The sequence below is a fragment of the Flavobacterium hydrophilum genome, from assembly GCF_003202405.1.
Taxonomy (GTDB): domain Bacteria; phylum Bacteroidota; class Bacteroidia; order Flavobacteriales; family Flavobacteriaceae; genus Flavobacterium; species Flavobacterium hydrophilum.
In genome coordinates, this window is the sequence record NZ_QJHL01000003.1 from 195,417 (window position 1) to 220,815 (window position 25,399).

Annotated in this window: 9 protein-coding genes; 5 read left to right on the forward strand and 4 right to left on the reverse strand. The window is 36.0% G+C overall.

What is annotated here, in order from left to right; all coding sequences use genetic code 11:
* Positions 1 to 191 precede the first annotated feature (191 nt).
* The 5 genes from DMB68_RS13945 (at position 192) to DMB68_RS13965 (ending at position 21,511) form a co-directional block, all read left to right on the forward strand.
* Complete coding sequence (locus DMB68_RS13945; protein ID WP_110347291.1) at positions 192 to 1,022, forward strand: T9SS sorting signal type C domain-containing protein; 831 nt, start codon at positions 192 to 194, stop codon at positions 1,020 to 1,022.
* Between the two features lie 261 nt (positions 1,023 to 1,283).
* On the forward strand, positions 1,284 to 6,167 hold the full coding sequence (locus DMB68_RS13950; RefSeq protein ID WP_110347292.1) for a LamG-like jellyroll fold domain-containing protein: 4,884 nt from the start codon (positions 1,284 to 1,286) through the stop codon (positions 6,165 to 6,167).
* 491 nt (positions 6,168 to 6,658) lie between these two features.
* Positions 6,659 to 13,900: a PKD-like domain-containing protein gene (locus DMB68_RS13955; RefSeq protein WP_110347293.1), complete on the forward strand. Its 7,242-nt coding sequence runs from the start codon at positions 6,659 to 6,661 to the stop codon at positions 13,898 to 13,900.
* A gap of 397 nt (positions 13,901 to 14,297) precedes the next feature.
* A complete protein-coding gene (locus DMB68_RS13960; protein WP_110347294.1) occupies positions 14,298 to 17,468 on the forward strand; it encodes a DUF7507 domain-containing protein in 3,171 nt (1,056 codons plus the stop codon).
* A gap of 197 nt (positions 17,469 to 17,665) precedes the next feature.
* Positions 17,666 to 21,511 carry a calcium-binding protein gene (locus tag DMB68_RS13965; RefSeq protein ID WP_231131657.1) on the forward strand — a complete coding sequence of 1,282 codons (3,846 nt, stop codon included), beginning with the start codon at positions 17,666 to 17,668 and terminating at the stop codon, positions 21,509 to 21,511.
* Here the strand turns inward: DMB68_RS13965 and DMB68_RS13970 are convergent.
* The 4 genes from DMB68_RS13970 to DMB68_RS13985 all read right to left on the reverse strand — a co-directional run bounded on the left by DMB68_RS13970 (position 21,508) and on the right by DMB68_RS13985 (position 25,205).
* Positions 21,508 to 22,377 carry a cupin-like domain-containing protein gene (locus DMB68_RS13970; protein WP_110347295.1) on the reverse strand — a complete coding sequence of 290 codons (870 nt, stop codon included), beginning with the start codon at positions 22,375 to 22,377 and terminating at the stop codon, positions 21,508 to 21,510. The two genes, DMB68_RS13965 and DMB68_RS13970, sit on opposite strands and share 4 nt — an antisense overlap.
* 82 nt (positions 22,378 to 22,459) lie before the next feature.
* Positions 22,460 to 23,548: a biotin synthase BioB gene (gene bioB / locus DMB68_RS13975; RefSeq protein WP_110347296.1), complete on the reverse strand. Its 1,089-nt coding sequence runs from the start codon at positions 23,546 to 23,548 to the stop codon at positions 22,460 to 22,462.
* A 172-nt stretch (positions 23,549 to 23,720) separates the two neighbouring features.
* The gene (locus DMB68_RS13980) at positions 23,721 to 24,158 is read right to left on the reverse strand and encodes a hypothetical protein (RefSeq protein ID WP_110347297.1); all 438 of its coding nucleotides are present in this window, start codon (positions 24,156 to 24,158) and stop codon (positions 23,721 to 23,723) included.
* 117 nt (positions 24,159 to 24,275) lie between these two features.
* Positions 24,276 to 25,205: a bifunctional riboflavin kinase/FAD synthetase gene (locus DMB68_RS13985; protein WP_110347298.1), complete on the reverse strand. Its 930-nt coding sequence runs from the start codon at positions 25,203 to 25,205 to the stop codon at positions 24,276 to 24,278.
* Positions 25,206 to 25,399: the final 194 nt, after the last annotated feature.

Consider the following 25,399-nt stretch of genomic DNA (forward strand, 5'->3'; position numbering starts at 1 on the left):
AATTACTTATCTTTAAAAATATCAACGTAAGTATAATCTTAATAGTGTATTTTATCGATTATTTGGGTATTTAGACGATTGGTGATTAAAAAATTATTATCTTAATGGTGTTCTTTGATAATTGAAAAATTAAGGGATTCTGCATTCCTTCTTTTCGTTAAACCGAATTATTCATTTAATATCAAATTGAGATGAAAAAGATTTTTATTACTGGAAGCATATTTATGATTTTTATATGCTCGTTTGGACAATCAGCAACACATACATTTAATGATGTAAACAGAGTCTCAGAAAACAACATTCAATCTTTTAAATCATCTAAAACATCAAAACCCAGTTTGTTGGAAAAGCATCGTGTTTGGCTCAATATGACAAATACAGAAGGAGCTTTTAAACAATTGTTAGTTGGTTATATAGAGGGAGCCACCAATGGATATGATGGGGATTTTGACGGAATAACTTTGGATAGGAATCCGTTTATAGATTTTTATAGTATTAATTCAGGTAAAAATCTGGTTATACAAGGGCGGGCATTGCCTTTTAATGAATCTGATGTAGTGCCGTTAGGATATCGTACAATTATAGCAGGAGAATTTACTATTTCGATAGATGAGGTGGATGGAATGTTTGTAAATAGGCCTGTTTATCTGGAAGATAAATTAACAAATACGATCAATGATTTAAGACAAAGCAGCTATACTTTTACTACACAGATAGGCGTTTTTAATAATAGGTTTGTATTAAGACATACTAATACAGCATTGGCTTCGGATGAATTTGAAGCTGTAAATGACGTAGTTTCAATTGGAATTAAGAATCAAATAATTTCAATTAACTCAACGGTAGAAAATATTGATAAAGTTTTTGTTTATGGTATTTCCGGTGAACAATTATCAAATAAAGAGAACATTAGAGACACGCATTTAATGATTCCGGATTTACCTTCTACACAACAGATTCTATTAGTAAAAGTTTTTTTAGAAAATGGAAAATCCATTACTAAAAAAGCACTATTTAAATAAAAAAATACTAAAAATCCAATAAAGAAATTTATGGGATTTTTTTATGCGCATTTTTACAAAAGAAGGGTAATTCTTATTTTTTTATTCTTCTTCTTAGTTAGTTTTTTGAGTTAATCTTAAAATCATTAAAGTTAATACTTTCAGAAGATTAGCGGTATTTTAGATGGCATTTTACTGTAGCTTTTAGAATTTAAAAAAGTACAATTGATTTTTATGGCAGTTTTTTATAACAGGAAATACTTAACCTAATATTAAATTAAAATGAAAAATATATACATAACAATAGGCTTTTTTTTAATTTTTGTATATTCATTTGGACAATCGGCAAGTAATTATACATTTACAGCAGTTCAGGGAAATTATATTCCGCTGACCGGAGTTCCCGGGGTTACGGATACCTCACTGGGTGCAACTGATGATAACAATATTTCAACTGCTATTGCATTGCCTTTTACATTTATTTTTGCGGGAACGGCTTATACTTCTGTTAGGGTTTCCTCAAATGGTTTCCTGTCTTTTTCGGCAGCAGCAACAGATTCTAATACCAATTCTCAGGCAAATGCAGAAACCAGAAAACCCGTTTTATTCCCTTTGTGGGATGATTTAAAATGTAATGTTAAACCAAGATATATAACAACCGGTATTGCCCCACATAGGAGATTTAAAGTAGAATGGCTTCAGCAAAGCTGGAATAACGGAGTGGCCGGAGATGTAATTTCTTTTCAGGTATGGCTGTTTGAAACTACCAATGTTGTTGAATTTCTTTATAATCAGGGAGCCGTAGCGGCTAATACCGCCTCATCAGGTGGTGCATCAATAGGTATATATGATGGAGCCAGTAAATATTTGACATTGAGCAATGCTTCAGGAACTCCTATAGCACAATCAGATGTTTTTACAACAGATATTGCAACTAAGCCGTCCACGGGACAGATTTACAGATTTACTCCTCCTGTTGCGGCAGGATTAGATGCTAATAATTATTGTTTTTCAGCAAGTTCAAGGACATACGATAGTTTATTGTCTGCTACAGATGTACCGGGTTTAGCAGCAAGTTCAGATGATGCGCTTTCAAATACGGTTGCATTACCATTTACTTTTAACTTTGCAGGATCTTTTTATTCAAATATTAGGATTTCCAGTAATGGATGGGTGACATTTGCGTCACCTAATCCAACAGCAGCACAAAATTACACCAATAACGTGTTGAATGCTAGTGTGATAAAGCCGGCGTTATTTGCATTGTGGGATGATATTGAACTTACTATAATTCCAAAATATGTAACTTCAGGAACCGCACCGAACAGGATTTTCAAGATTGAATTTTCCAAACAGAAATGGGATTATAATGGACCAAATGATGCCATTTCTTTTCAGATATGGTTATATGAAAAAAGCAATACTATAGAATATATTTATAAACAGGGTGCCGGAGCATTGAGACTCCCATCTGCTACAATAGGTATATATGACACAAATGGAAAATATTTGCTCCTTAACGATGTGAGCGCAAGTCCGACTACAACATCCAGTGCTTTTATATTTACTCTTGCAGCAAAACCTGCAAATGGGCAGGTATATAAATTTTCACCTCCTCCCACAATTTCGTATCCCGGAAATGCATTTATAGCAACTGGTAAGGTTGGTGCCACTCAAACCGGACCTACAGGAGGAACTTATTCAGCAACTCCCTCAGGGTTAGTTTTTGTGAGTACAAGTACAGGAGAAGTAGATTTGACGGCTAGTGCGGGTGGTACCTACACAATAACGTATAGTGTGGCAGGATGTGCCAGTGCCACAGCTGAGATGACCATATTTTCATTATTGCCTCAGCCAGTTGCAACTATCGTAGATGCTACTTGTTCCAGTGCTTCTGACGGTAGTATTACGGTCACCAATATGAATAATGCTGTAAGTTTTCAAAAAGCAGATAATGATTATATTGATTTAGGATCTCAAATGCTTTCTAATCGAAGTGCTTTTACAATTGAAGGATGGATAAAGTTTAATTTAGCTGATATCACCGGAAGAACAAGTTTGTTTGGACAGAATAATGCTATTGAATTAGGCTTTGCAAATTCAACAACTATTGAGTTGTGGACAAATGCGTCTGGTATAGCAACAGCTCCACTGCCGGCTTCTTTAGGAAATGGTCAATGGCATCATATAGCAGCTACTGGAGATGGAACACGAATCAGGATATATATTGATGGTGTCAGTGCAACTGTTACTGGTGGCGTAACAACTACTTCTAATTATGGTGCTTCTGCGTTTACCACTAAAATTGGCAGTCGCGTCTTTAATGACGCATTAGGAGAATCATTTAGTGGTGATGTGTTAAAAGTAGGATTTTATAATACAGCACTTTCACAATCCCGAATCACGAGTCTGGCTTTTGGACCAACAACGTATTCAGGAGTAGAATCGGGCATTGTTGCAGGCTATAATTTTTTCGATGGTACAGGGACAATATTAACGTCAACCCCTGTAGGTAATAATGGAACATTCCAGAGTTCTCCTGTATGGTCAGATCCTTACGCATATGTCTGGCAAAAACTTCCTAGTACAGCTGTTTTTGCAACTTCAAAAAATATAACTGGTCTGACTCCGGGAGACTACAGAGTAACAGTGTCGTTGATAGGTGTGACTAGCCCAAATGCTAAAACTTTTACCGTGGGATCAGCAAGTACCGTAACGGCCGCTGCAGGAACAGGTGCAAATTGTACCACTACAATCAATGCTAATTGGGGATCAGTAGCCGGAACCACAAGTTATATATTAGATGTAGCTACAGATGCCGCTTTTACCAGTTTTGTTTCAGGTTATAATGGTTTAAATGTTGGAGCCGTAACAACTTATGCTGTTACAAATGTTCCTCCCGGACCTGTTTATTACAGAATCCGCAGAAATACCAGTTGTGGTGTAAGTGCCAATTCTAATGTAATTGAATATCAAACATTACAAGCTAAAACACCAGTTGCGACAGCTGCTGCCACATTATCTTGTACCAGTTTTACAGCCAATTGGAATGCAGTTGACGGAGCTAATGCCTATCATTTAGACGTAGCTACAGATGCTGGTTTTACAGCCATACTTCCGTCTTACAACAGTTTAAACGTAGGTAATGTAACGAGTCTTGCTGTAACCGGATTAAGTTCTAATACTACTTATTATTACAGGGTACGTTCAAGAAATGCTGCCTGCGGTATGATGACGACTTCGTCTAATACCATTTCTATATTAGTGAGTACAGGTCCTACAGCTCCTGTTTTAGGAACAATTACTCAGGCGACATGTGCTAATCCGGAAGGTACTGTTGTGCTAAATGGTCTTCCTGCTGGAGAATGGACATTACAATTTTCAACAGGTCAGACTTATACAGGAAGCGGGACAAGTGTCACTATATCCAATCTGGCACCGAATAGCAATTTTACTGCTGCGGTTAAGACAGGTGCGTGTTATTCTCCTAATTCAGCTAATATTGTACTGAATCCTTTAGTCGTTACCACATCAACATGGAATGGTTCTGGCTGGTCAAATCCACCATCAATTAATAATTACATTGTTTTTACCGGAAATTATAGTTCAGGAGGAGATTTAAGTGGCTGTACCTGTACTGTGAATTCGGGGGTTTCTGTTACAGTAAACTCTGGACATACTTTTACCATCACCAATGCAGTTACAACTACGGGCGGAACACTAACTTTTGAAAACAATGCAAGTCTTGTACAGACAAACGATGTCAGCAATACTGGAAATATAGTTTATAAGAGAATTGCTCAACCAATGAAAAAATATGATTTTACTTATTGGTCTGCTCCGGTAGCTACTCAGGTTCTCAATGTATTGTCGCCAAATACGAGGTTTGATAAATATTTATCATACAATACAACAATAGATAATTGGGCGGAAGAGCTTCCGGCGAATAGTATGACAGTTGGTAAAGGATATTTAATCAGAACACCTGAGGCAGGGCTTCATGGTAATGGAGAAAATGTGGTTTTCCCTTATGCTCAGCAGCTTCAGTTTGTTGGTGTTCCTAATAATGGGGGTGTCTTTGGAGAAGAAATAACAGCTCTTACAGCAACGCGTTACTTTTTGATAGGAAATCCATTCCCATCTGCACTGAATGCAAATTCATTTTTATCAGCTAATAATACCACTTTAGAAGGAACTATTTATTTTTGGACGCACAATACAGCAGTTGGACAAATTGGAACTACCATTGCATACTCAACAGATGATTATGCCTCTTATAACCTAACAGGTGGTGTAGGAATATCTGCAAAAAGTTCCCCTGGCCATAATGATAATCCATCTTTAGATTTGGGTAGAAAGCCAACAGGCTATATAGCTGCAGGACAGTCCTTTTTTGTCGCTTCAAAAGCATCGGGAACAATTACATTCACAAATGGCATGCGTATAGCAGGGAATAATAATCAGTTTTTTAAACCAGCAAAAACTTCAAATCAGGAAAGACATCGTTTATGGCTCGAATTAAGTAATAATCAAGGAGCTTATAAGCAAACATTAATAGGCTATATTGACGGAGCAACAGATAATTTTGAAGATCAATTTGACGGAGTTAGCTTGGATGGTCATCCTTATGTAGATTTTTATAGCATCAATAATGATAAAAAACTGGTTATTCAGGGAAGGGCATTACCTTTTGAAAATACTGACGTTGTGACCTTGGGATATAAAAGTACAATTGCCGGTAATTTTACTATAGGAATAAATCAGACAGATGGGGTTTTATCTAATCAGGCAATATATCTCGAAGACAGATTAACTCAGACTGTCCATAATCTCCAAACTGGCAATTACACTTTTAATACGGCAATTGGAACCTTTGATGATCGTTTTGTTTTGAAATACAGTAATACAAATTTGGGCTCGGATGATTTTGAAAATAATAATAATTTGATTGTTACAGTTCATGATAAAGTCATTAAGATTAATGCTGGGAATGATACTATTGATAAAATTTTTATATATGATATTTCGGGAAAATTGATTTACAAAAAAGATAAAATTAACAGTAATCCGTTTTCCACACAGTTAAATGTTGCAGAGCAGGTTTTATTAGTAAAAGTAATTTTAGAGAATGATCGTGAGGAAACACGAAAAATAATATTTAGGTAATTAGTTAGTTTGTGTTTAGGTAAAGATCCGATAGTAATTATGCTATCGGATTTTTTTTTATTTTAATATCTGTTAGCTATTATTCAATAATTTTTAGAGTTAGACAAAAAATTATTAGTCTTATGAAACATTTTTTTAAATAATTATTTCTAATATTTTAAGTAAGATTTTACCTGTAAATATTATTTTTATTCAAAAAACACGTCTTTTTATCGTGTTTTTTTGTCTTTTATCGAATTCTTTGTTTTTTGTTAAAAAAGCCATTCAGAACTCTTATTTTTGTTGCTTAATTAGCCCCAAACTAATTTAGCTTTTTGTTTTTTATTCATTATGTTTTGATTATCAGAACATCAAATCTGTTAACTACAGATTTAATTCAAATTAAGTTTAGGGCGACTAATAAAATTGATTTTTGATAAAATAATATCAATCAAGGAAATCAATTTTAATAGAAAAATAAGTTTACTTTTTAAATTTAATCCGCCCCAAACATGATTAAAAAACTACTACTTCTTATTCGTTTATTTTTTTCAAAACAAAATCAGAATACTTCAAAAGCCATTGCAACGAACTTATTTGGCAATAATGCTAAATGGCTTTGTTCTGTGTGCTTTTTTGTTTTTGTAAATTTAGCTTCCGGACAAATTGCACAACGTGGAACCGCTACATTCAATACTACTGGAAGTACTACTTTAACAATTACTAAGCCTACCGGATTAGCCGTTGGAGATATCATGATTGCACAAATTATGCAAAGTGGGAATAATACTTTAACATCATCAGTTGGAGGAAATGCCACAAGCACTGGTTGGACTCTAATTGCAGGAACTGAGATAAGCACTAGTATTTCAAGTTATTCACGTGCCACTTTATTGTATAAAATTGCAACAAATACTGATGTTGCAGCTGCAAATTTCTCTTATACACTTGGTTCAAGTTCAGATGATGGTCAGGGAGCCATAATTGCTTTTTCAGGTGTCGATAATTCAAATCCTTTTGATGTGACACCAGGTACAGTATATACAAATGTAAATGATGACAGTACATTAAATGCTAATGCAATTACAACAACAACAGCTGGCAGTGCTGTAATTATGTTTGGCGCTGTACATAATAATTATAATTTTTCAAATTGGACAACAGCAACCAGTCCGGGAACTTTAACAGAGCTCTATGATGAGGATTTTAATGCAGATATTGATACAGGAATTGGAGCTGCCTGGGCAATTAAAACTACTGCAGGATCAACTGGAGCAGGAAGTGCTTCTATATCCAATGATGATAAAAATGGGTCGATATTAATAGCATTAAGAAAAGCTCCACCAACTATTACAAGTTTTGGGGCCTCAAGCGGTTGTGTCGGAGGAAACATAACTATAAACGGAACAAATTTATCGGGTGCAACAGCGGCCAATGTAAAAATTGGAGGTACTCCAGTTACATCTATTACTACTAATAACGGAACAACAATAGTAGCTGTAATTGGTTCAGGTACTACCGGAACAGTTGAGGTTACCAGTTCAGCGGGTACAGTAACCAGCGCTGCTACTTTCACTGTAAATCCACAACCAACAGCAGCAAATGCCGGCCCTGATCAAGCGACGGGTGGTGGTTCTTTTACATTAGCTGCGAATACACCAACAGTAGGTACCGGGGTGTGGTCAATAGCGAGCGGACCAAGTACGTTGTTGAGTCAGTTTAGCAGTACTTCAAGTCCAACCGCTACATTTACTCCTGCAGTAGCTGGGACATATGTACTGAATTGGGCGATTAGTAATAGTTGTAGTACTTTTAATGATCAGGTTGTTGTTGCAAATAATTGTGTAACGAACATGATTAGTAATTCTGATTTTAGTGGTGGTGCAACAGGCTGGACATTTGCAACAACATACGGTGATCGTGTTGAAACAAATTCTGAAAATACCTATTTCTCTAATGGAAGCTCATCTTTAACGGCTGAATTAGATTCTGAGGCATCACTTAGACAAGTTATGACAGTTATCCCTGGAGTCTCTTATACAGTTAGTTTCCGTTATTCCCGAAGAGATAACGCCATTACCCCTGCAACAACAGGTGTAACGGTTAAAGTTACGGGAGGAGCTACAGATTTTACATCAACAGGTTTTACAACAACCAGTACAATTTCTCAGATAGGTACTTATACTTTTACACCAACCAGTTCTTCAATAGGACTTGAATTTTATAATACTTTACATGGAGGCGTAACACTTGGAACCATTATAGATGATATCGTTTTAATACCAACTTCACAGGTTAATCCGTCTGCAACAACATCACCAAAAGGGGTTTTTAATACCTTAATATCCTGTGGCGGAGTGGCTGTTCAATTAGATGTGGAAAATGTACCTGCTTCAGGAATTACATATGCATGGACAGGACCAGCAGGAGCAGTATTTTCTTCTACAACCATTAAAAATCCTACGGTAACGTTAACAGGATCTGGTGTTCAGCAAGTGTCAGTAACAACAACTACAGCAGCGGGCTGTTCAGGCAGTTCAATAACGTATATCAATGTAACTGCAGCTCCAACCATTACAGCACCAACAGCTAGTTCTGTTTGTAGTGGCAGCACTTATTCAAGTGGTGCTATCACATCAACCGGAACTACATTTAGCTGGAGTCGTGCAGCAGTTGCAAATATTAACGGAGGTGCTGCCGGAGCAGGGGGTACAGGTATAGCAAATGCTACTGGATTTACTGAGGTGTTAACGAATTCTACTGCCAATCCTATTAATGTTACTTATGTTTTAACGCCAGGTCCCCCATCTTCTGGTTGTTCAGGAGTGCCTTATAATTTGGTGGTTACTGTCAATCCTACAGTGGGTATAACAATTACAGCTCCTACGGCTAGCTCTGTTTGCAGTGGCAGCACTTATTCAAGTGGTGCTATCACATCAACCGGAACTACATTTGACTGGAGTCGTGCAGCAGTTGCAAATATTAACGGAGGTGCAGCGGGAGCAGGAGGTACAGGTATTGCCAAGGCTACAGGATTCTCCGAAGTCCTTACCAATTCAACGTCTTCAGCTATAAATGTTACTTATGTTTTAACTCCAAAATCAGCTTCTGGCTGTTCAGGGACGCCTTATAATTTGGTAATTACAGTTAATCCTACAGTGGGTATCACAATTACAGCTCCTGTGTCTGGTTCTGTTTGCAGTGGAAGTACTTATTCAAGTGGTGCTATTACATCAACCGGAACTACATTTGACTGGAGCCGTGCTGCAGTTGCAAATATTAACGCAGGTGCTGCGGGTGCTGGAGGTACAGGTATTGCCAAGGCTACAGGCTTCTCGGAGACTCTTACCAATTCAACGTCTTCAGCTATAAATGTTACTTATGTTTTAACTCCAAAATCAGCATCAGGCTGTTCAGGTACACCATATAATTTAGTTGTTACTGTCAATCCTACAGTGGGTATCACAATTACAGCACCAGCAGCTAGTTCTGTTTGTAGTGGAAGTACTTATTCAAGTGGTGCTATCACATCAACCGGAACTACATTTGACTGGAGCCGTGTGGCAGTTCCAAATATTAATGGAGGTGCAGCCGGAGCAGGTGGTACAGGTATTGCTAAAGCAACAGGATTCTCCGAAGTCCTTACCAATTCAACGTCTTCAGCTATAAATGTTACTTATGTTTTAACTCCAAAATCAGCATCAGGCTGTTCAGGGACGCCATATAATTTGGTAATTACAGTTAATCCTACAGTGGGTATTACAATTACCGCTCCTACGGCTAGCTCTGTTTGCAGTGGTGGGACTTATACAAGTGGTGCTATAACCTCGACAGGAACAACTTTTGACTGGAGCCGTGCAGGTGTTGCAAATATAAATGGAGGTGCAGCAGGAGCAGGAGGAACAGGTATTGCCAATGCCACAGGCTTCTCCGAAGTCCTTACCAATTCAACGTCTTCAGCTATAAATGTTACTTATGTTTTAACTCCAAAATCAGCTTCTGGCTGTTCAGGGACGACTTATAATTTGGTAATTACAGTTAATCCTACAGTGGGTATCACAATTACAGCTCCTGTGTCTGGTTCTGTTTGCAGTGGAAGTACTTATTCAAGTGGTGCTATTACATCAACCGGAACTACATTTGACTGGAGCCGTGCTGCAGTTGCAAATATTAACGCAGGTGCTGCGGGTGCTGGAGGTACAGGTATTGCCAAGGCTACAGGCTTCTCGGAGACTCTTACCAATTCAACGTCTTCAGCTATAAATGTTACTTATGTCTTAACTCCAAAGTCGGCATCAGGCTGTTCAGGTACACCATATAATTTAGTGATTACTGTCAATCCTACAGTGGGTATAACAATTACAGCTCCTGTGTCTGGTTCTGTTTGTAGTGGAAGTACTTATTCAAGTGGTGCTATCACATCAACCGGAACTACATTTGACTGGAGCCGTGCAGGTGTTGCAAATATTAACGCGGGAGCAGTCGGAGCAGGAGGTACAGGAATTGCTAAGGCAACAGGATTTTCCGAAGTCCTTACCAATTCAACGTCTTCAGCTATAAATGTTACTTATGTTTTGACTCCAAAATCAGCATCAGGCTGTTCAGGTACACCATATAATTTAGTTGTTACAGTTAATCCTACAGTGGGTATAACAATTACAGCACCTACTGCAAGTTCTGTTTGTAGTGGAAGTACTTATTCAAGTGGTGCTATCACATCAACCGGAACAACATTTGACTGGAGCCGTGTGGCAGTTCCAAATATTAATGGAGGGGCAGCCGGAGCAGGAGGTACAGGCATTGCTAAGGCAACAGGATTCTCCGAAGTCCTTACCAATTCAACCTCTTCAGCTATAAATGTTACTTATGTTTTAACTCCAAAATCAGCTTCTGGCTGTTCAGGTACACCATATAATTTAGTGATTACTGTCAATCCAAGACCAGCAGTCCCTACAGGTTCAGCCTTTCAGGTATTTTGTTCAGCGAGTTCACCAACAGTAGCTAATCTTACAGCTACAGGAACTGGAATAAAATGGTACGACGCATCAAGCGGAGGAAATGAATTGACTGCAGCAACGGCCTTAATAAGTGGAAATCATTATTATGCTTCACAATCTACAGGTTGTGAGAGTACAACGAGATTAGATGTTACCGCAATGTTAAATGCCGCGCCTGTAATTACACCTAACAAGGTTGATGAGACTTGCCCTTCATCTAATAATGGGTCTATATCGCCAACATTTTCTGGGGGTCTTGCTAATGTCAGATATATAAGACTAACTCAAAAATTTGACGATCCCGATGCCTGGTTGCAAGTTGCAGAAGTAAATGCTTTCGAAATTTTTACAGGAGAAAATGTGGCATTGAGTTCAAATGGTGCTAGCGCAGTTGCAAGTTCTGTCTATCTAAATGATATTCCTGGCAATGGTCCTGCACAGGCTATTGATGGAAATAGCGGATCTATATATCATAGCAATATACCAAATATCAATGAATATCTTGAAATAAGTTTGGCTTCGCCTAAAAATATCGATTATCTGCGAATTTATAATCGAAATGATTATTTTGGCTTTAGAGGTCAAAATATGTTACTGGAATTGTTAGACAATTCACATAATGTTGTCTATGCAAAAATGGTGGATTTAAGAGGAGGTGGAACCAATATTATAGATGTAAATGTGTTGGATGTTACATGGTCTGATACTGCAACGACATTAAACAGAACAGGTTTAGACTCCGGAAGTTATACTTTAAATTATGCAGATGCTGCCGGCTGTTCTGCAAGTACACCAATAACTATAACATCAATAAACCCAACCCCATCATCACCTACTATAGGTACAACAACTCATATCAATTGTACAGTAAATACAGGAAGCGTCGTATTAGAAGGTCTGCCAAGTGGTGACTGGACAATTAATCAAACAGGAGATGCTGCTGGAAGTTATGACAATACAGTTCCTAATACAACAAGTACAACTATTTCCGGGTTAGCGGCAGGGAGTTACACTTTTACAGTAACCAATGCCAATGGATGTCCTTCGGCGGAATCAGCTACAGTTACTATTCTCGATAATTTTAATACATGGAATGGTAGCAGCTGGAGTAGAGGGGTGCCGCCAAATGCTTCTATGAATGTTGTAATAGCAGCAGTAACTCCAAACTCTCCTTTTACGGCAGATTTAGTAGGTTGTGCTTTAACAATTAATAGTGGCGTAGTTGCAACAGTACCATCAGGAATAACATTAACAATTACCAATGAAGTAACAGTTAATGGTTCTTTAACATTTGAAAATAATTCCAGTTTGGTACAAATTAATAATCTGAACACTAACTCAGGACCTATAACCTATAAACGAACTTCCCAACTGATGAAGCTTTACGATTTTACCTATTGGTCTTCACCTGTTGAGAATCAAGTCTTGTATGATTTATCACCTAATACCCGTTGGGATAAATACCTTTCATATACAGGAGATGTGTGGAAAGAAGAGCTGTCTTCGAGTACTATGCAGCCTGGAATCGGTTATATCATCCGTGTTCCAGAGCCAAATAAAGTATATCTGAATGGCAAGGATTTTTGGACTGGCCAATATGCACAACAATTAGAATTTACAGGCAGACCCAATAATGGAAACATTACCAGTAGCCAGTATATGGAGAAAGATAAATATTACCTGATTGGCAATCCTTACCCTTCAGCTATGCATGCAGATGATTTCTTGTTCGTGAATGTTAATAATAGAGGTATCTTAGGAGGAACTATCTATTTTTGGACCCATAACACAGCTATCAAGAAGGTTGGTTCAAATTATGCGTATGTTTCAGATGATTATGCAGCTTACAACTTAACTGGTGGAGTAGGAACCTCCGCGAGCAGTGATCCCGGTCATAATGATAACCCTTCCTTAGATACCGGAATAAAACCAACAGGTTATATAGCTGCAGGACAATCGTTTTTTGTTAGTGCAGAAGATGGTTCTGGTCATGTTCAGTTCACCAATTCCATGCGTTATGGCGGGACAAATAATTCACAATTTTTCAAACCTGGCAAAACTTCCAAGTCAGGGATATTGGAGAAACACCGTTTGTGGCTTAATATGACCAATTCAGGCGGTGCTTTTAAACAAACCTTAATCGGTTACGTTGAAGGAGCAACCAATAGCTATGATAAAAGTTTTGACGGATTGACCTTTGATGGCAACAGTTATGCTGATTTTTATAGTGTCAATGAAGCTTCTAACATGACCATTCAGGGACGTGCTTTGCCATTTAGCGATGCAGATGTGGTTCCTTTAGGTTATCGTTCGACGATTGCGGGTGATTTTACCATTGCAATCGATCAGGCTGATGGTAATTTGGCTACCCAAAGAATTTATCTGGAAGACAAGCAAACCGGTACGATCAATGAACTGACAGCCAAAAACTATACATTTAAGACAAAGGCGGGAACTTTCAATAATCGATTTGTGTTGCGTTATACCAATAAAACGTTGGGAACCGGAGATTTTGAAACGGTGGATGATGCTGTTTGGGTTTTGGCTCAAAACAAAACCGTTACAGTAAATTCGACAACAGAAAACATTGATAAGGTGTTTATTTATGACATTTCGGGTAAACAATTGTATAAGAAAGTTGATGTAGGCAATCTTCAGTTGATTATTCAGAACCTTCCATTTGCACAGCAGGTTTTACTGGTAAAAATAGTTTTGGATAATGGATATGAGACCACCAAAAAAGTAATTTTTAAATAAAATATAAACAATAAATTGAAAAATCCGATAGCGAAAGTTGTCGGATTTTTTATTTTATTGTGTCTTACTAATTAGTTGAAAACCAGGTTTTGCTTTCGTTGTTTTATAAAAAGTTTATAAAACAGACAGAATTTTATGTATGTTTTTACTTATAAATTTGTTTTTGTATAGCAAAGGAAAGTAATACATCGGGTATTTATGTTTTTAATCGAATTTACTTTTATTTGTAAAAAAACATATAATAGAACTGTTATTTTTGTGGATTATATGCTTGGTTTTAAGATATGGAACATGTTTTCTGGTTATTTTATTTAGAATTAAAACAGGTTTTCTTACATAAAAACAATCAGCATACTTAATTGCCAGAAACAATTTAATTAGATACTATCTGCCTACAATGATTCAGAAAATACTTTTGAAACGTACTTTCCTTCTAAAGGTTGTCGTTTTGTTTTTTTTATTTATCACTACAAAAACTATAAGCCAAACTGGGGTAACAAGAATTTATACAGATTGGAATGGATATTTCACATCAAATTCGGCTACTACTGTTGTTGCGAACCAACCAAATACCGAGAATAATTTACTGGCTTTTGAATGGGGAGGTAAAACCTATGCAACAGGCGCTAATAATAGTGCTTTAACTACACATTCAATTGTCTTTGAAAATACTCTTTTTAGAGCTTTAAAAATTCAGGCTTTAAATTATGGTTCAGGAACCTTTTTTTTGCAGGGTTCCATGATTGATGGCTCTTTAACAAATAGAGTACTAATGCCTCCAATCTCGGGAACTACTTCACTTCCTTCCGAATTAGCTTCAAGGCTTACAGATGGTATTAATGGTTTGTCATTAGGAACCGGAATTGCAAACATACTGCCGGGTTCTGCTTCATTTAAAATTGGAACAAGCAATATAGAAACAAGTGCAATTGCTGATAATACACCAGATATTGTCGTTACTCAGGTTGCATCACCCAATTCTACTGTGGATACATTTAGATTTGTAGATGTCAATGATGTGACTGTTGGGACTGTTGTAAATGTTAATTTTAATTCCAATTCTATTCCGGTTGTTGGAACTTATCGATTGGATTTGTTTAATGCTAATAACGGGACGCCATCTTCTACCTATAATGCAAATGAAACGAGGGAAATCCGTTTGCTTGGAATGGATTTAACTTCTTTTGGTATTACAGCTGCAAATGCTTCACAGGTTGATAGATTTGTGGTAAATTTTTCGGGAGATTCAGATTGTGCTTTCATTGCTTTTAATAAAAGATCATTAAAAACTGCAGAATTAGCTTTAGTTAAAAAAGCGGCAATAATTGGATGTACAGTTGGAGGTATAATTCAGTATACATTTGAAGTAACCAATACTGGACAAGTTCCTTTGACTAATATAGTGGTAACCGATCCTTTAATCGGCACGATATCAGGTTCGCCAATTGCTTCTTTAGCAGTAGGTGCAACGGCTACTTTAACAGCAAATTATACACTTACAGCTGCTGATGTTGCTTTAGGGAGAGTTACCAATTCAGCTAAAGTTACAGCTATAGATCCTTCATTAAATACGGTCGAAGATATTTCAGGACAGACAAACGGAGACGATATTCCAACTGTGACTAATTTATTGACACCGCTAACAGTAGGGACAATAAAAAACGTTACCTGCAATTCACCAGGAACTATCGCTTTAAGTAATTTACCTTCAGGTGCATGGACATTAGAAAGAAATTCAGGAAGCGGAACAGTAAATACAACTGGTTCCGGATCAACAACTACTATTTTAGGATTGGCTGCGGGAACTTATACTTTTAGAGTGACCGATAATACTAGTGGGTGTAAATCACCTTTAACGGCTGGGGTTTCAATTATCAATATGGCAACAAATACCTGGAATGGAAGTGCCTGGTCTACAGGTTCAGTACCTACTTTAGATCAAAATATTGTTTTTACAGGTTCTTATCCACCAGCTATAGACCCGAATGTTGATTTATACGGTTGTACTTGTAGGGTTTCAGGTAGCACCACTAAAGTAACTATAAAAACTGGACGTACTTTAACAGTAACAAATTGGGTTAATGTAGATATTAATGAAAATTTAATTTTTGAAAATAATGCTAGTTTAATTCAGACTACGAATGCTGTCAATTCCGGAAAAATTATTTACAAACGAATTTCACAGCCGATGAAGCTTTACGATTTTACCTATTGGTCTTCGCCTGTTGAGAATCAAGTCTTGTATGATTTATCACCTAATACCCGTTGGGATAAATACCTTTCTTATACAGGAGATGTGTGGAAAGAGGAGCTGTCTTCGAGTACTATGCAGCCTGGAATCGGTTATATCATCCGTGTTCCAGAGCCAAATAAAGTATATCCGAATGGCAAGGATACTTGGAGCGGCCAATATGCACAACAATTAGAATTTATAGGCAGACCCAATAATGGAAACATTACCAGTAGCCAGTATATGGAGAAAGATAAATATTACCTGATTGGCAATCCATATCCTTCGGCTATTCATATAGATGCATTTCTGTACAATAATGTCAATAATAGAGGTATTTTAGGAGGAACAGCCTATTTCTGGACTCACAATACTGCTATTAAAAAGGTTGGTTCAAATTATGCTTATGTTTCAGATGATTATGCGAGTTACAACTTAACAGGGAGTGTTGCTTCAGCGTTAAGTGATCCAAATCATAATAATAACCCTACACTAGATACCGGAATAAAACCAACAGGTTATGTAGCTGCAGGACAATCGTTTTTTGTTAGTGCAGAAGATGGTTCTGGTCATGTTCAGTTCACCAATTCCATGCGTTATGGCGGGACAAATAATTCTCAATTTTTCAAACCTGGCAAAACTTCCAAGTCAGGGATATTGGAGAAACACCGTTTGTGGCTTAATATGACCAATTCAGGCGGTGCTTTTAAACAAACCTTAATCGGTTACATTGAAGGAGCAACCAATACTTATGATAAAAATTTTGATGGATTGAGCTTTGATGGAAACAGTTATGCTGATTTTTATAGTGTCAATGAAGCTTCTAACATGACCATTCAGGGACGTGCTTTGCCATTTAGCGATGCAGATGTGGTTCCTTTAGGTTATCGTTCGACGATTGCGGGTGATTTTACCATTGCAATCGATCAGGCTGATGGTAATTTGGCTACCCAAAGAATTTATCTGGAAGACAAGCAAACCGGTACGATCAATGAACTGACAGCCAAAAACTATACATTTAAGACAAAGGCGGGAACTTTCAATAATCGATTTGTGTTGCGTTATACCAATAAAACGTTGGGAACCGGAGATTTTGAAACACAGGATGATGCAGTTTGGGTTTTGGCTCAAAACAAAACCGTTACAGTAAATTCGACAACAGAAAACATTGATAAGGTGTTTATTTATGACATTTCGGGTAAACAATTGTATAAGAAAGTTGATGTAGGCAATCTTCAGTTGATTATTCAGAACCTGCCATTTGCACAGCAGGTTTTACTGGTAAAAGTAGTTTTGGAGAATGATTACCAAACGACAAAAAAAGTAATCTTTAAATAAATTAGAAAACAATAAATTAGAAAATCCGATAGCGTAAGTTATCGGATTTTTTTGTTTCAATCATCTTCTAAATTATCTACTGTTTTGAAAATCACTAAATGTAGGTATTGTAACAGGTTATCGAGAATTATAAATTGCATGTAAATTCTTATTAATTGTAAATTTAAAGAATATCATTAATCCCAAATTCTTATATCTTGAAATCAAAATTACACTTTTTGTTCTTAATTATTTTTTGCCTGTTATCAATTCGTAATAATGCCCAACAGGGGAAATTAGACTTAGCTTTTAATACTTACGATGATGGCCTTAATGGTGATGGTTTTAATAATGCTGTCAGAACCTTGTCGGTACAAACGGACGGGAACTTGATTGTTGGTGGAGATTTTTTGAGTTTTAACGGAAAACCTCTTTTGCATTTAACACGACTGAAAACAGATGGAACCATAGATGAAAATTTTGATACAGGCTCTGGTTTTAACGGAAAAGTATATTCATCCTTGATCCAGCCAGATGGTAAAATTATTATTGGAGGCAATTTTACAAGTTATAATGGAGTTGACACAGGAAGATTAATTCGCTTAAATAGTGATGGTTCACATGATATTACTTTTAATACTTCAATAGCTGCAGCTACAGGAATTATAAATAAGATTGTACAGGAATCAGATGGAAAAATTATTATTGTTGGAAGTTTTACAAAATATAATGGTATTACAGTAAACAGGATTGCCAGAATTTTACCTGATGGAAATTTAGATACCAGTTTTTTAACAGGTTCCGGTGCTCCTACAAATATAAATTGTGTTCAAATTCAGCCAGATGGGAAAATCATTGTAGCCGGAAGTTTTATAAAATTTAATGGAATCGATATCAATCGAATCATTCGTTTAAATCCTGACGGAAGCTTAGATATGACTTTTAACGTTGGAACTGCTTTTAATGAAGAAATCCATGCAATGGTTTTACAGCCGGATGGCAAAATTATACTGGGTGGGGAATTTACAGCTTATAATGGAATTGCCGCAAACAGAATTATTCGATTAAATTCAGACGGCACAATAGATTCAGGGTTTTTATCCGGAACAGGTTTGAATAACGGTATTGTATATGTTCTAAAAATGGATGCTTTTGGAAGTATTATGACGGGAGGTTCATTTACAGATTTGTATAATGGTTTTGAGGTTAACAGGTTAATGCTTTTAAGTCCTGACGGAACAATTAAACCAGACTTTGATGCGGGAGCAGGTCCTGGTTCTGCATCAGTATATAGTTTAGAAAATTCAATTGATAACGGTTGGTATATTGGTGGCTCATTTTCAGTTTTTGATTCTCAAAATCAAGGGAAATTAGCTAAAATTGATATGAATGGAATTCATGATATAAGCTATCTGTCGGCTGGAGTTGGGTTTGATAATTCAGTTTTAAAAATAGTACCGTTATCTGATAATAAAACAATGGTGTTTGGTAATTTTTCAAAATTTAATGGAGTATCTTCTGCAAGGATTGCCCGCATTTTATCAGATGGAGATTTAGATACTACTTTTAATTCAGCCCGGACAGGAGCTAATAACACTATAAAAACGGCCGCCCAACAATTAGATGGTAAAATGATTATAGCAGGAAGTTTTACCAGTTATAATAATACAATTTGTAATCGCATTGTCCGAATTTTTCCTGATGGAAGTTTAGATAACAGTTTTGTTTCCGGAAGTGGTTTCAATGGTCAGGTCTTTTCAGTAGCTATCCAATCAGATCAAAAGATATTGGTTGCCGGTAATTTTACAAAATATAATACTGTTACATATGGGCGTATAATTAGACTTATGCCAGACGGGACAATTGATGGTGATTTTAATGCTGCCACAGGCGCAAACGGAGTTATTGATGTAATGATTGTTCAGTCTGATGGTAAAATCATCTTAGGAGGGCGATTTGACATATTCAACGGGGCAGGATATTCCAGATTAATACGGTTAAATACTGACGGAAGTGTCGATACTAGTTTTTCCATAGGTATTGGATTTGATAAAAACGTATATGCACTCGACCTGCAATCTGATGGAAAAATTATTGTGGGTGGTTCTTTTTTAAATTATAACGGAGTTTCTAAAAAGCGAATCTTACGACTCAATTCAGACGGAACATTAGATGCGACTTTTAACTCAGGAACTGGTTTTAGTAATGGAGATGTTCGAAGTATTTTGGTGCAGCCCGATGACAGGATTTTGGTTGGAGGTGCATTTTCAGGAAATTATAACGGAACAGCTTCTTTACGGTTATTGCGTCTGTCTTCAAATGGTGTTTTTGATTCCTCATTTTCAACAAGTCTAAATAGTACTTTGTATACGATGGGGTTTACAACTGATCATAAACTGCTTGTTGGAGGTAATTTTAATTCGGTTTCAGGAGTGGCAAAGCACAGGATTGCCCGCTTAAAATTATGCAATAACAGTTCGGTATGGGATGGTGTAAATTGGTCCAATGGTTTTCCGTCTGGCGGAAAAGAATTAACTTTTGAAGAAGACTATCTATTTTCAGCTTCAGCAAATTCATGTAGTTGCAGCATCAATTCAGGCAAGAAAGTGACAGTTTCAGGTGGAAAAACTTTGGGATTGAGTTTTAATTATTCAGGATCCGGAATTTTAATTTTAGAAGATACTGCTTCTTTGTATCAATCGGATGATGAAATGGTCAATGCAGGCATGATTTATCTTAAAAGAAAAACAACCCCTATTCGAAAGTTCGATTATACCTATTGGTCTTCTCCGGTTGAAAATCAAAAGCTGATAGATGTTTCTCCAACAACTTTGTCAGATAAGTTTTTTTCTTTTGATCCTGTAGTAAATTATTGGACAGAACAAATTTCATCAACCACAATGAAAATTGGAAGTGGATACATTATTCGGGGGCCACAAGGATTTTCGACAACAGTTCCTGAAAAATATGAAGCAATTTTTAAAGGAATTCCGATTAACGGAAAAATTAAAACTACTGTTGGCAATACAGATAGTTTCAATTTAATAGGCAATCCATACCCTTCAGCTCTGGATGCGGATGCATTTTTAACAGCCAATTTGGATGTAATTAAAGGAACTCTTTATTTCTGGACACATAATACATTATTCGTCAATAATAAATATGCTTCAGCTGATTATGCGGTTTATAATCTATTGGGAGGAGTAGGAACAAGAGCGGCTCTGGCTTCTGGCGAAAATGAAACTTTACCTGACGGGAAAATTGCTTCAGCACAATCTTTTTTTGTTCAGAGCTTAACTAATGGAGAAGTGAAGTTTGATGATAGTATGAGAATCATAGAGCAGAATTCATCTTTTTTTAAACCTGCTAAGGTTACCGAAAAAAAGAAAATGGTAGAAAAAAGCAGAATATGGCTTAATCTTAGCAACGAAGAAAATGCGTTTAAACAGCTTTTAATAGGTTATATTGCAGGGGCAACAAATGGTTACGACTTACCTTTTGACGGAGAATCTTTCAATGGAAATGAATATATTGATTTTTATAGTTTTAATGAGGGAAAAAACTGGACTATTCAGGGCAGACAATTTCCTTTTGAAGATTTAGACGAAGTTGTCCTGGGATATAAGACAGAAATTAATGGAAATTTCACGATAAGCATTGACCATTTAGATGAAAGTTTTACAGACCAATCGGTTTATATTGAAGACAAAGACAAAATGATTTTGCACGATTTAAAAAAAGAACCCTATATTTTTTCAACTGAAAAAGGAACTTTTAATAATCGATTTGTTCTAAAATTTAGCAATAAAACTCTCCACTCTACAGCTGTTTTGAAAAATAAAAAAGGCATCGTAGTTTATCAAAAGAATGCATATCTTATTATCGAGTCAGATGATTCAGCTATTCAAAAAATTCAGGTATTTGATATTGCAGGGAAATTGATTTTAGAACAAAATACCAATCAAAATTCAATAATAATTTCTAATCTGAAGCAAAAAAATCAACTTCTTATATTTAAAATTAAAACGGAAAATGCTCTGAAAACAGAAAAAATAATTTATTAACCAGCTTCTTTCAGTAAATTTTCATGTGTATTCTGAATTGCCTTTTCATTTTTATAGTCAATCCATTTTTGACCCTTGAATTTTCGCATCAAAATATCAAAATGCCGCATGATAAAAACATTATAAGCTGCTTTTGATAAGTTACCAATGTTTTTCGGGAAAGAGCGTAAACTCATAGAAAATCCGGGTGTTAAATATTTCATATAGTGCCAGTAACCTTCCGGCATATATAACATTTCACCATGTTTCAGATTGGTGATGTATCCCTGAACATTTTTCAGGGCAGGAAATTTTTCATAATCAGGATTGTCAAAATCAATATCTTCTCTTGAAATTAAGGCATGAGGTACTTTATACATATATTTTGACTGATCAGGAGCAAAAATCATACATTGTTTTTCTCCGTGAAAATGAAAATGAAGAATATTGGAGTAGTCAATGTCATAATGCATAAACACTTTTGAATTTTCACCGCCAAAAAAAAGCATTGGCATCTGCTTGACTAATTTTAATCCAATATCCGGCCACAAAAAATCATTTTTTAAGGCAGGAACATCTTTCATTAGATTATAAAGAAAAATACGGTAATTAGTGGGTTTTTCTTCAAGTAAATTGATGTAATCACTCATTTTCATTGAAGTATGGGCTTCATTAAAACCATCTTCGTGATTTACAGGTCTGTCATCGTATAACGGAACTGTTTTTTCACCGGCTATTTCTTTGATATAAGATAACTTCCATTTATGATAAGCTGGCCAGTCTTCTGTTAGTTCTTCAATTACAACCGGGATTTGATTTTTTACATATTGGGAAATAAAATCGGCTTTTGAGATTTTTTTTACCCTTTCAATTTGGTTTAATTTCATTTCTATAAATAAAAAAATTGCTTATAACTTGTGCATTATAAGCAATTTAAATATTTTTTTTGAAATCTGTGTGCTCTATCGATTAAATTTTTGACTTCATCGAAGCTTCGAGATTTCTTTCAATTGTATGTCCTGGTCTTGACCATTTAGGTTTTTCGCCTAATGGAGCAAACTGTGAATCGGCAGCTTCTACTGTTTGTGGCTGAGAAATTTTAGTAAAAGGTTTTTGCGGATTTAATCCCAATAGTTCAAACATTTTCATATCTTGATGTACATCAGGATTAGGAGTAGTTAGTAATTTATCACCGGCAAAAATAGAATTTGCTCCTGCAAAAAAGCACATTGCCTGACCCTCACGGCTCATATTGGTTCTTCCTGCAGATAAACGTACCTGTGTATCCGGCATTACAATTCTGGTAGTAGCAACCATACGAATCATTTCCCAGATTTCTACTGGTTTTTCATCTTCCATCGGAGTTCCTTCAACAGCAACCAAAGCATTAATAGGCACTGATTCAGGTTGTGGGTTTAAAGTCGAAAGTGCAACAAGCATTCCGGCTCTGTCTTCAATACTTTCACCCATTCCGATAATTCCGCCACTACAAACCGTTACATTGGTTTTACGAACGTTTTCAATTGTTTCTAAACGATCTTCAAAAGCACGTGTTGAAATAACATCTTTATAATAATCTTCAGAAGTATCTAAGTTATGATTGTAAGCATATAAACCAGCTTCTGCCAGACGCTGCGCCTGATTTTCGGTAATCATTCCCAAAGTACAGCAAACTTCCATATCCAGTTTGTTGATCGTGCGGACCATTTCTAATACCTGGTCAAATTCTTCACCATCTTTTACGTTTCTCCAGGCAGCTCCCATGCAAACACGGGATGAACCACTGGATTTTGCTCGTAAAGCCTGCGCTTTTACCTGACTTACGCTCATTAAATCATTTCCTTCAACTCCAGTGCTGTAACGTGCAGCCTGCGGACAGTAACCGCAATCTTCAGGACATCCTCCGGTTTTAATAGAAAGTAAAGTAGATACCTGAACTACGTTCGGATCGTGTTTTTGTCTGTGAATTGTTGCTGCTTCATACAGCAAATCCATCATAGGTTTGTTATATATGGCGATTATTTCGTCTTTTGTCCAGTTGTGTTTTGTAATGCTCATTGATACATTGTTTTTGAAGCTTCAAAAGTAGTTAAATTGTTCTAATCAACCAATGCTGATTTCTGTAAATGAATATTTGACAGTTATTTTCAAAAAAGAAACACTCTAAAATCATAGAATTGTACATTTTTATGATTTTAGAGTGTTTAATAGCCTTTTTTATTTTGAAAAATTAATCGGCTATGTATTTGTTGTTCCAGTATAGCATCATCATTAAAGTTACAATTACTGAAGATGCAAGCCCTTCAAATAATAAGCAGATGCAATAAGTAGGTACTGATGGATTTCCTCCAAACATAAACGTTTCTGATAAAGACTCAACATAGGCATCCCCTCCTCTTGCGTAACTGTAAACTAATAATCCAAAAACGCTCATCGAAACACCAACTACAGAAGTAGCCATTGCTGAAACAGCGTTTGATACAAAGTTAGTTTCTCCTTCATGCAGGTTCATTTGCATCGTTCTGTTTACACCATAAAAGATAAAAAATACATTCAGGGTACGCAAATAAAACAAATCGGCTAAACCTAATACATTCATCAATAAAAAATAAATGCCTATGCCAAGGAATATTAGAGATCCGTTGACAATTTCTTTTGGTAATTTCATGATGGTTATTTTTAAAGAGGTTAATAGTAAATATTTGATAAACAGTATAGTGTATTAAATTTACTAAAAAAATAAATACGATGATTTAAAAATAACGAAAAGTATGTTTTTTGAGTTTTAAAATAGATTCACAAATTCTAAAGCAGTTCTTTTATCTTGATTTAACTGTTCTTTCAGCAAATCAACCGAACCAAATTTTTGTTCTTCGCGAAGGTATTTTAAAAGGGAAATCTCCAGTTTTTGCCCGTAAATATCAGCATCAAAATCAAAAATATTTACTTCAATTGTTTGCTTTTGACCGTTTACAGTTGGGTTGAAACCAATATTCATCATTCCGAAAACTTCTTTATGATTAATAAAAGTCTTTACAACATAAACACCGTTTTTAGGGATTAGTTTGTATTCTTCTTCAATCTGAATATTCGCTGTTGGAAAACCAATGGTTCGGCCTAATTGTTTTCCTTTTACAACTTCGCCGGTTAAAAAATAGGCATAACCCAGATATTCATTTGCCAGAGCCATATTTCCCTCCTGCAAAGCTTTTCTGATTTTGGTAGAACTTACCGAAACATCCTGAATTTCCTGAGCTGAAATTTGTTCCACTTCAAAACCATATTCAGCTCCAAAAGCGATTAAATTATCAATATTGGCGGTTCTGTTTCTTCCAAACCGATGATCATGACCAATAATTATTTTTTGGATATGAAACTGATCAACTAAAATAGAATGCACAAACTCTTCTGCGGTTAATCTGGAGAAACTCTCGTTAAACGGATGAATAACAAGATTTTCAATTCCGGTTGCTTCCAGAAGTTTAGATTTTTCTTGAATAGTATTTAAAAGTTTTATCTCTGATTTTTCCTGTAATACCATTCTTGGATGCGGAAAAAAAGTAAGAACCAGACTTTCGTATTTGCCATTTTCAGTGTTTTGATTAAGCCTTTCAAGAATTTTTTTATGACCAATATGAACACCATCAAAGGTTCCAAGAGTTAGAATAGTTTTCTTGTTGGAATGAAATTCATTAATAGATTCGAAAAGCTTCAAAGCAAATAGTTTAAGATGCTGCAAATTTATACTATCTATTTTAAATCTGATGCTAACCTGAATTGATTTTTTAAATTGATTCGTTTAGTTTTTTGTGAAAAAGGAGTAATTTGTCGATGAGAAACAAATATCTGTCGATAATAGAAAAGAATTTGACTTAATTAATTTAATTTTGATTCTCTAAATAACCTCTT

What these genes read in the sequence shown, in the direction of transcription:
- DMB68_RS13980 (WP_110347297.1), bottom strand. Translation starts at nt 24,158, where the DNA reads ATGAAATTACCAAAAGAAATTGTCAACGGATCTCTAATATTCCTTGGC.
- DMB68_RS13955 (WP_110347293.1), top strand. Translation starts at nt 6,659, where the DNA reads ATGATTAAAAAACTACTACTTCTTATTCGTTTATTTTTTTCAAAACAA.
- DMB68_RS13960 (WP_110347294.1), top strand. Translation starts at nt 14,298, where the DNA reads ATGATTCAGAAAATACTTTTGAAACGTACTTTCCTTCTAAAGGTTGTC.
- DMB68_RS13970 (WP_110347295.1), bottom strand. Translation starts at nt 22,377, where the DNA reads ATGAAATTAAACCAAATTGAAAGGGTAAAAAAAATCTCAAAAGCCGAT.
- bioB (WP_110347296.1), bottom strand. Translation starts at nt 23,548, where the DNA reads ATGAGCATTACAAAACACAACTGGACAAAAGACGAAATAATCGCCATA.
- DMB68_RS13950 (WP_110347292.1), top strand. Translation starts at nt 1,284, where the DNA reads ATGAAAAATATATACATAACAATAGGCTTTTTTTTAATTTTTGTATAT.
- DMB68_RS13945 (WP_110347291.1), top strand. Translation starts at nt 192, where the DNA reads ATGAAAAAGATTTTTATTACTGGAAGCATATTTATGATTTTTATATGC.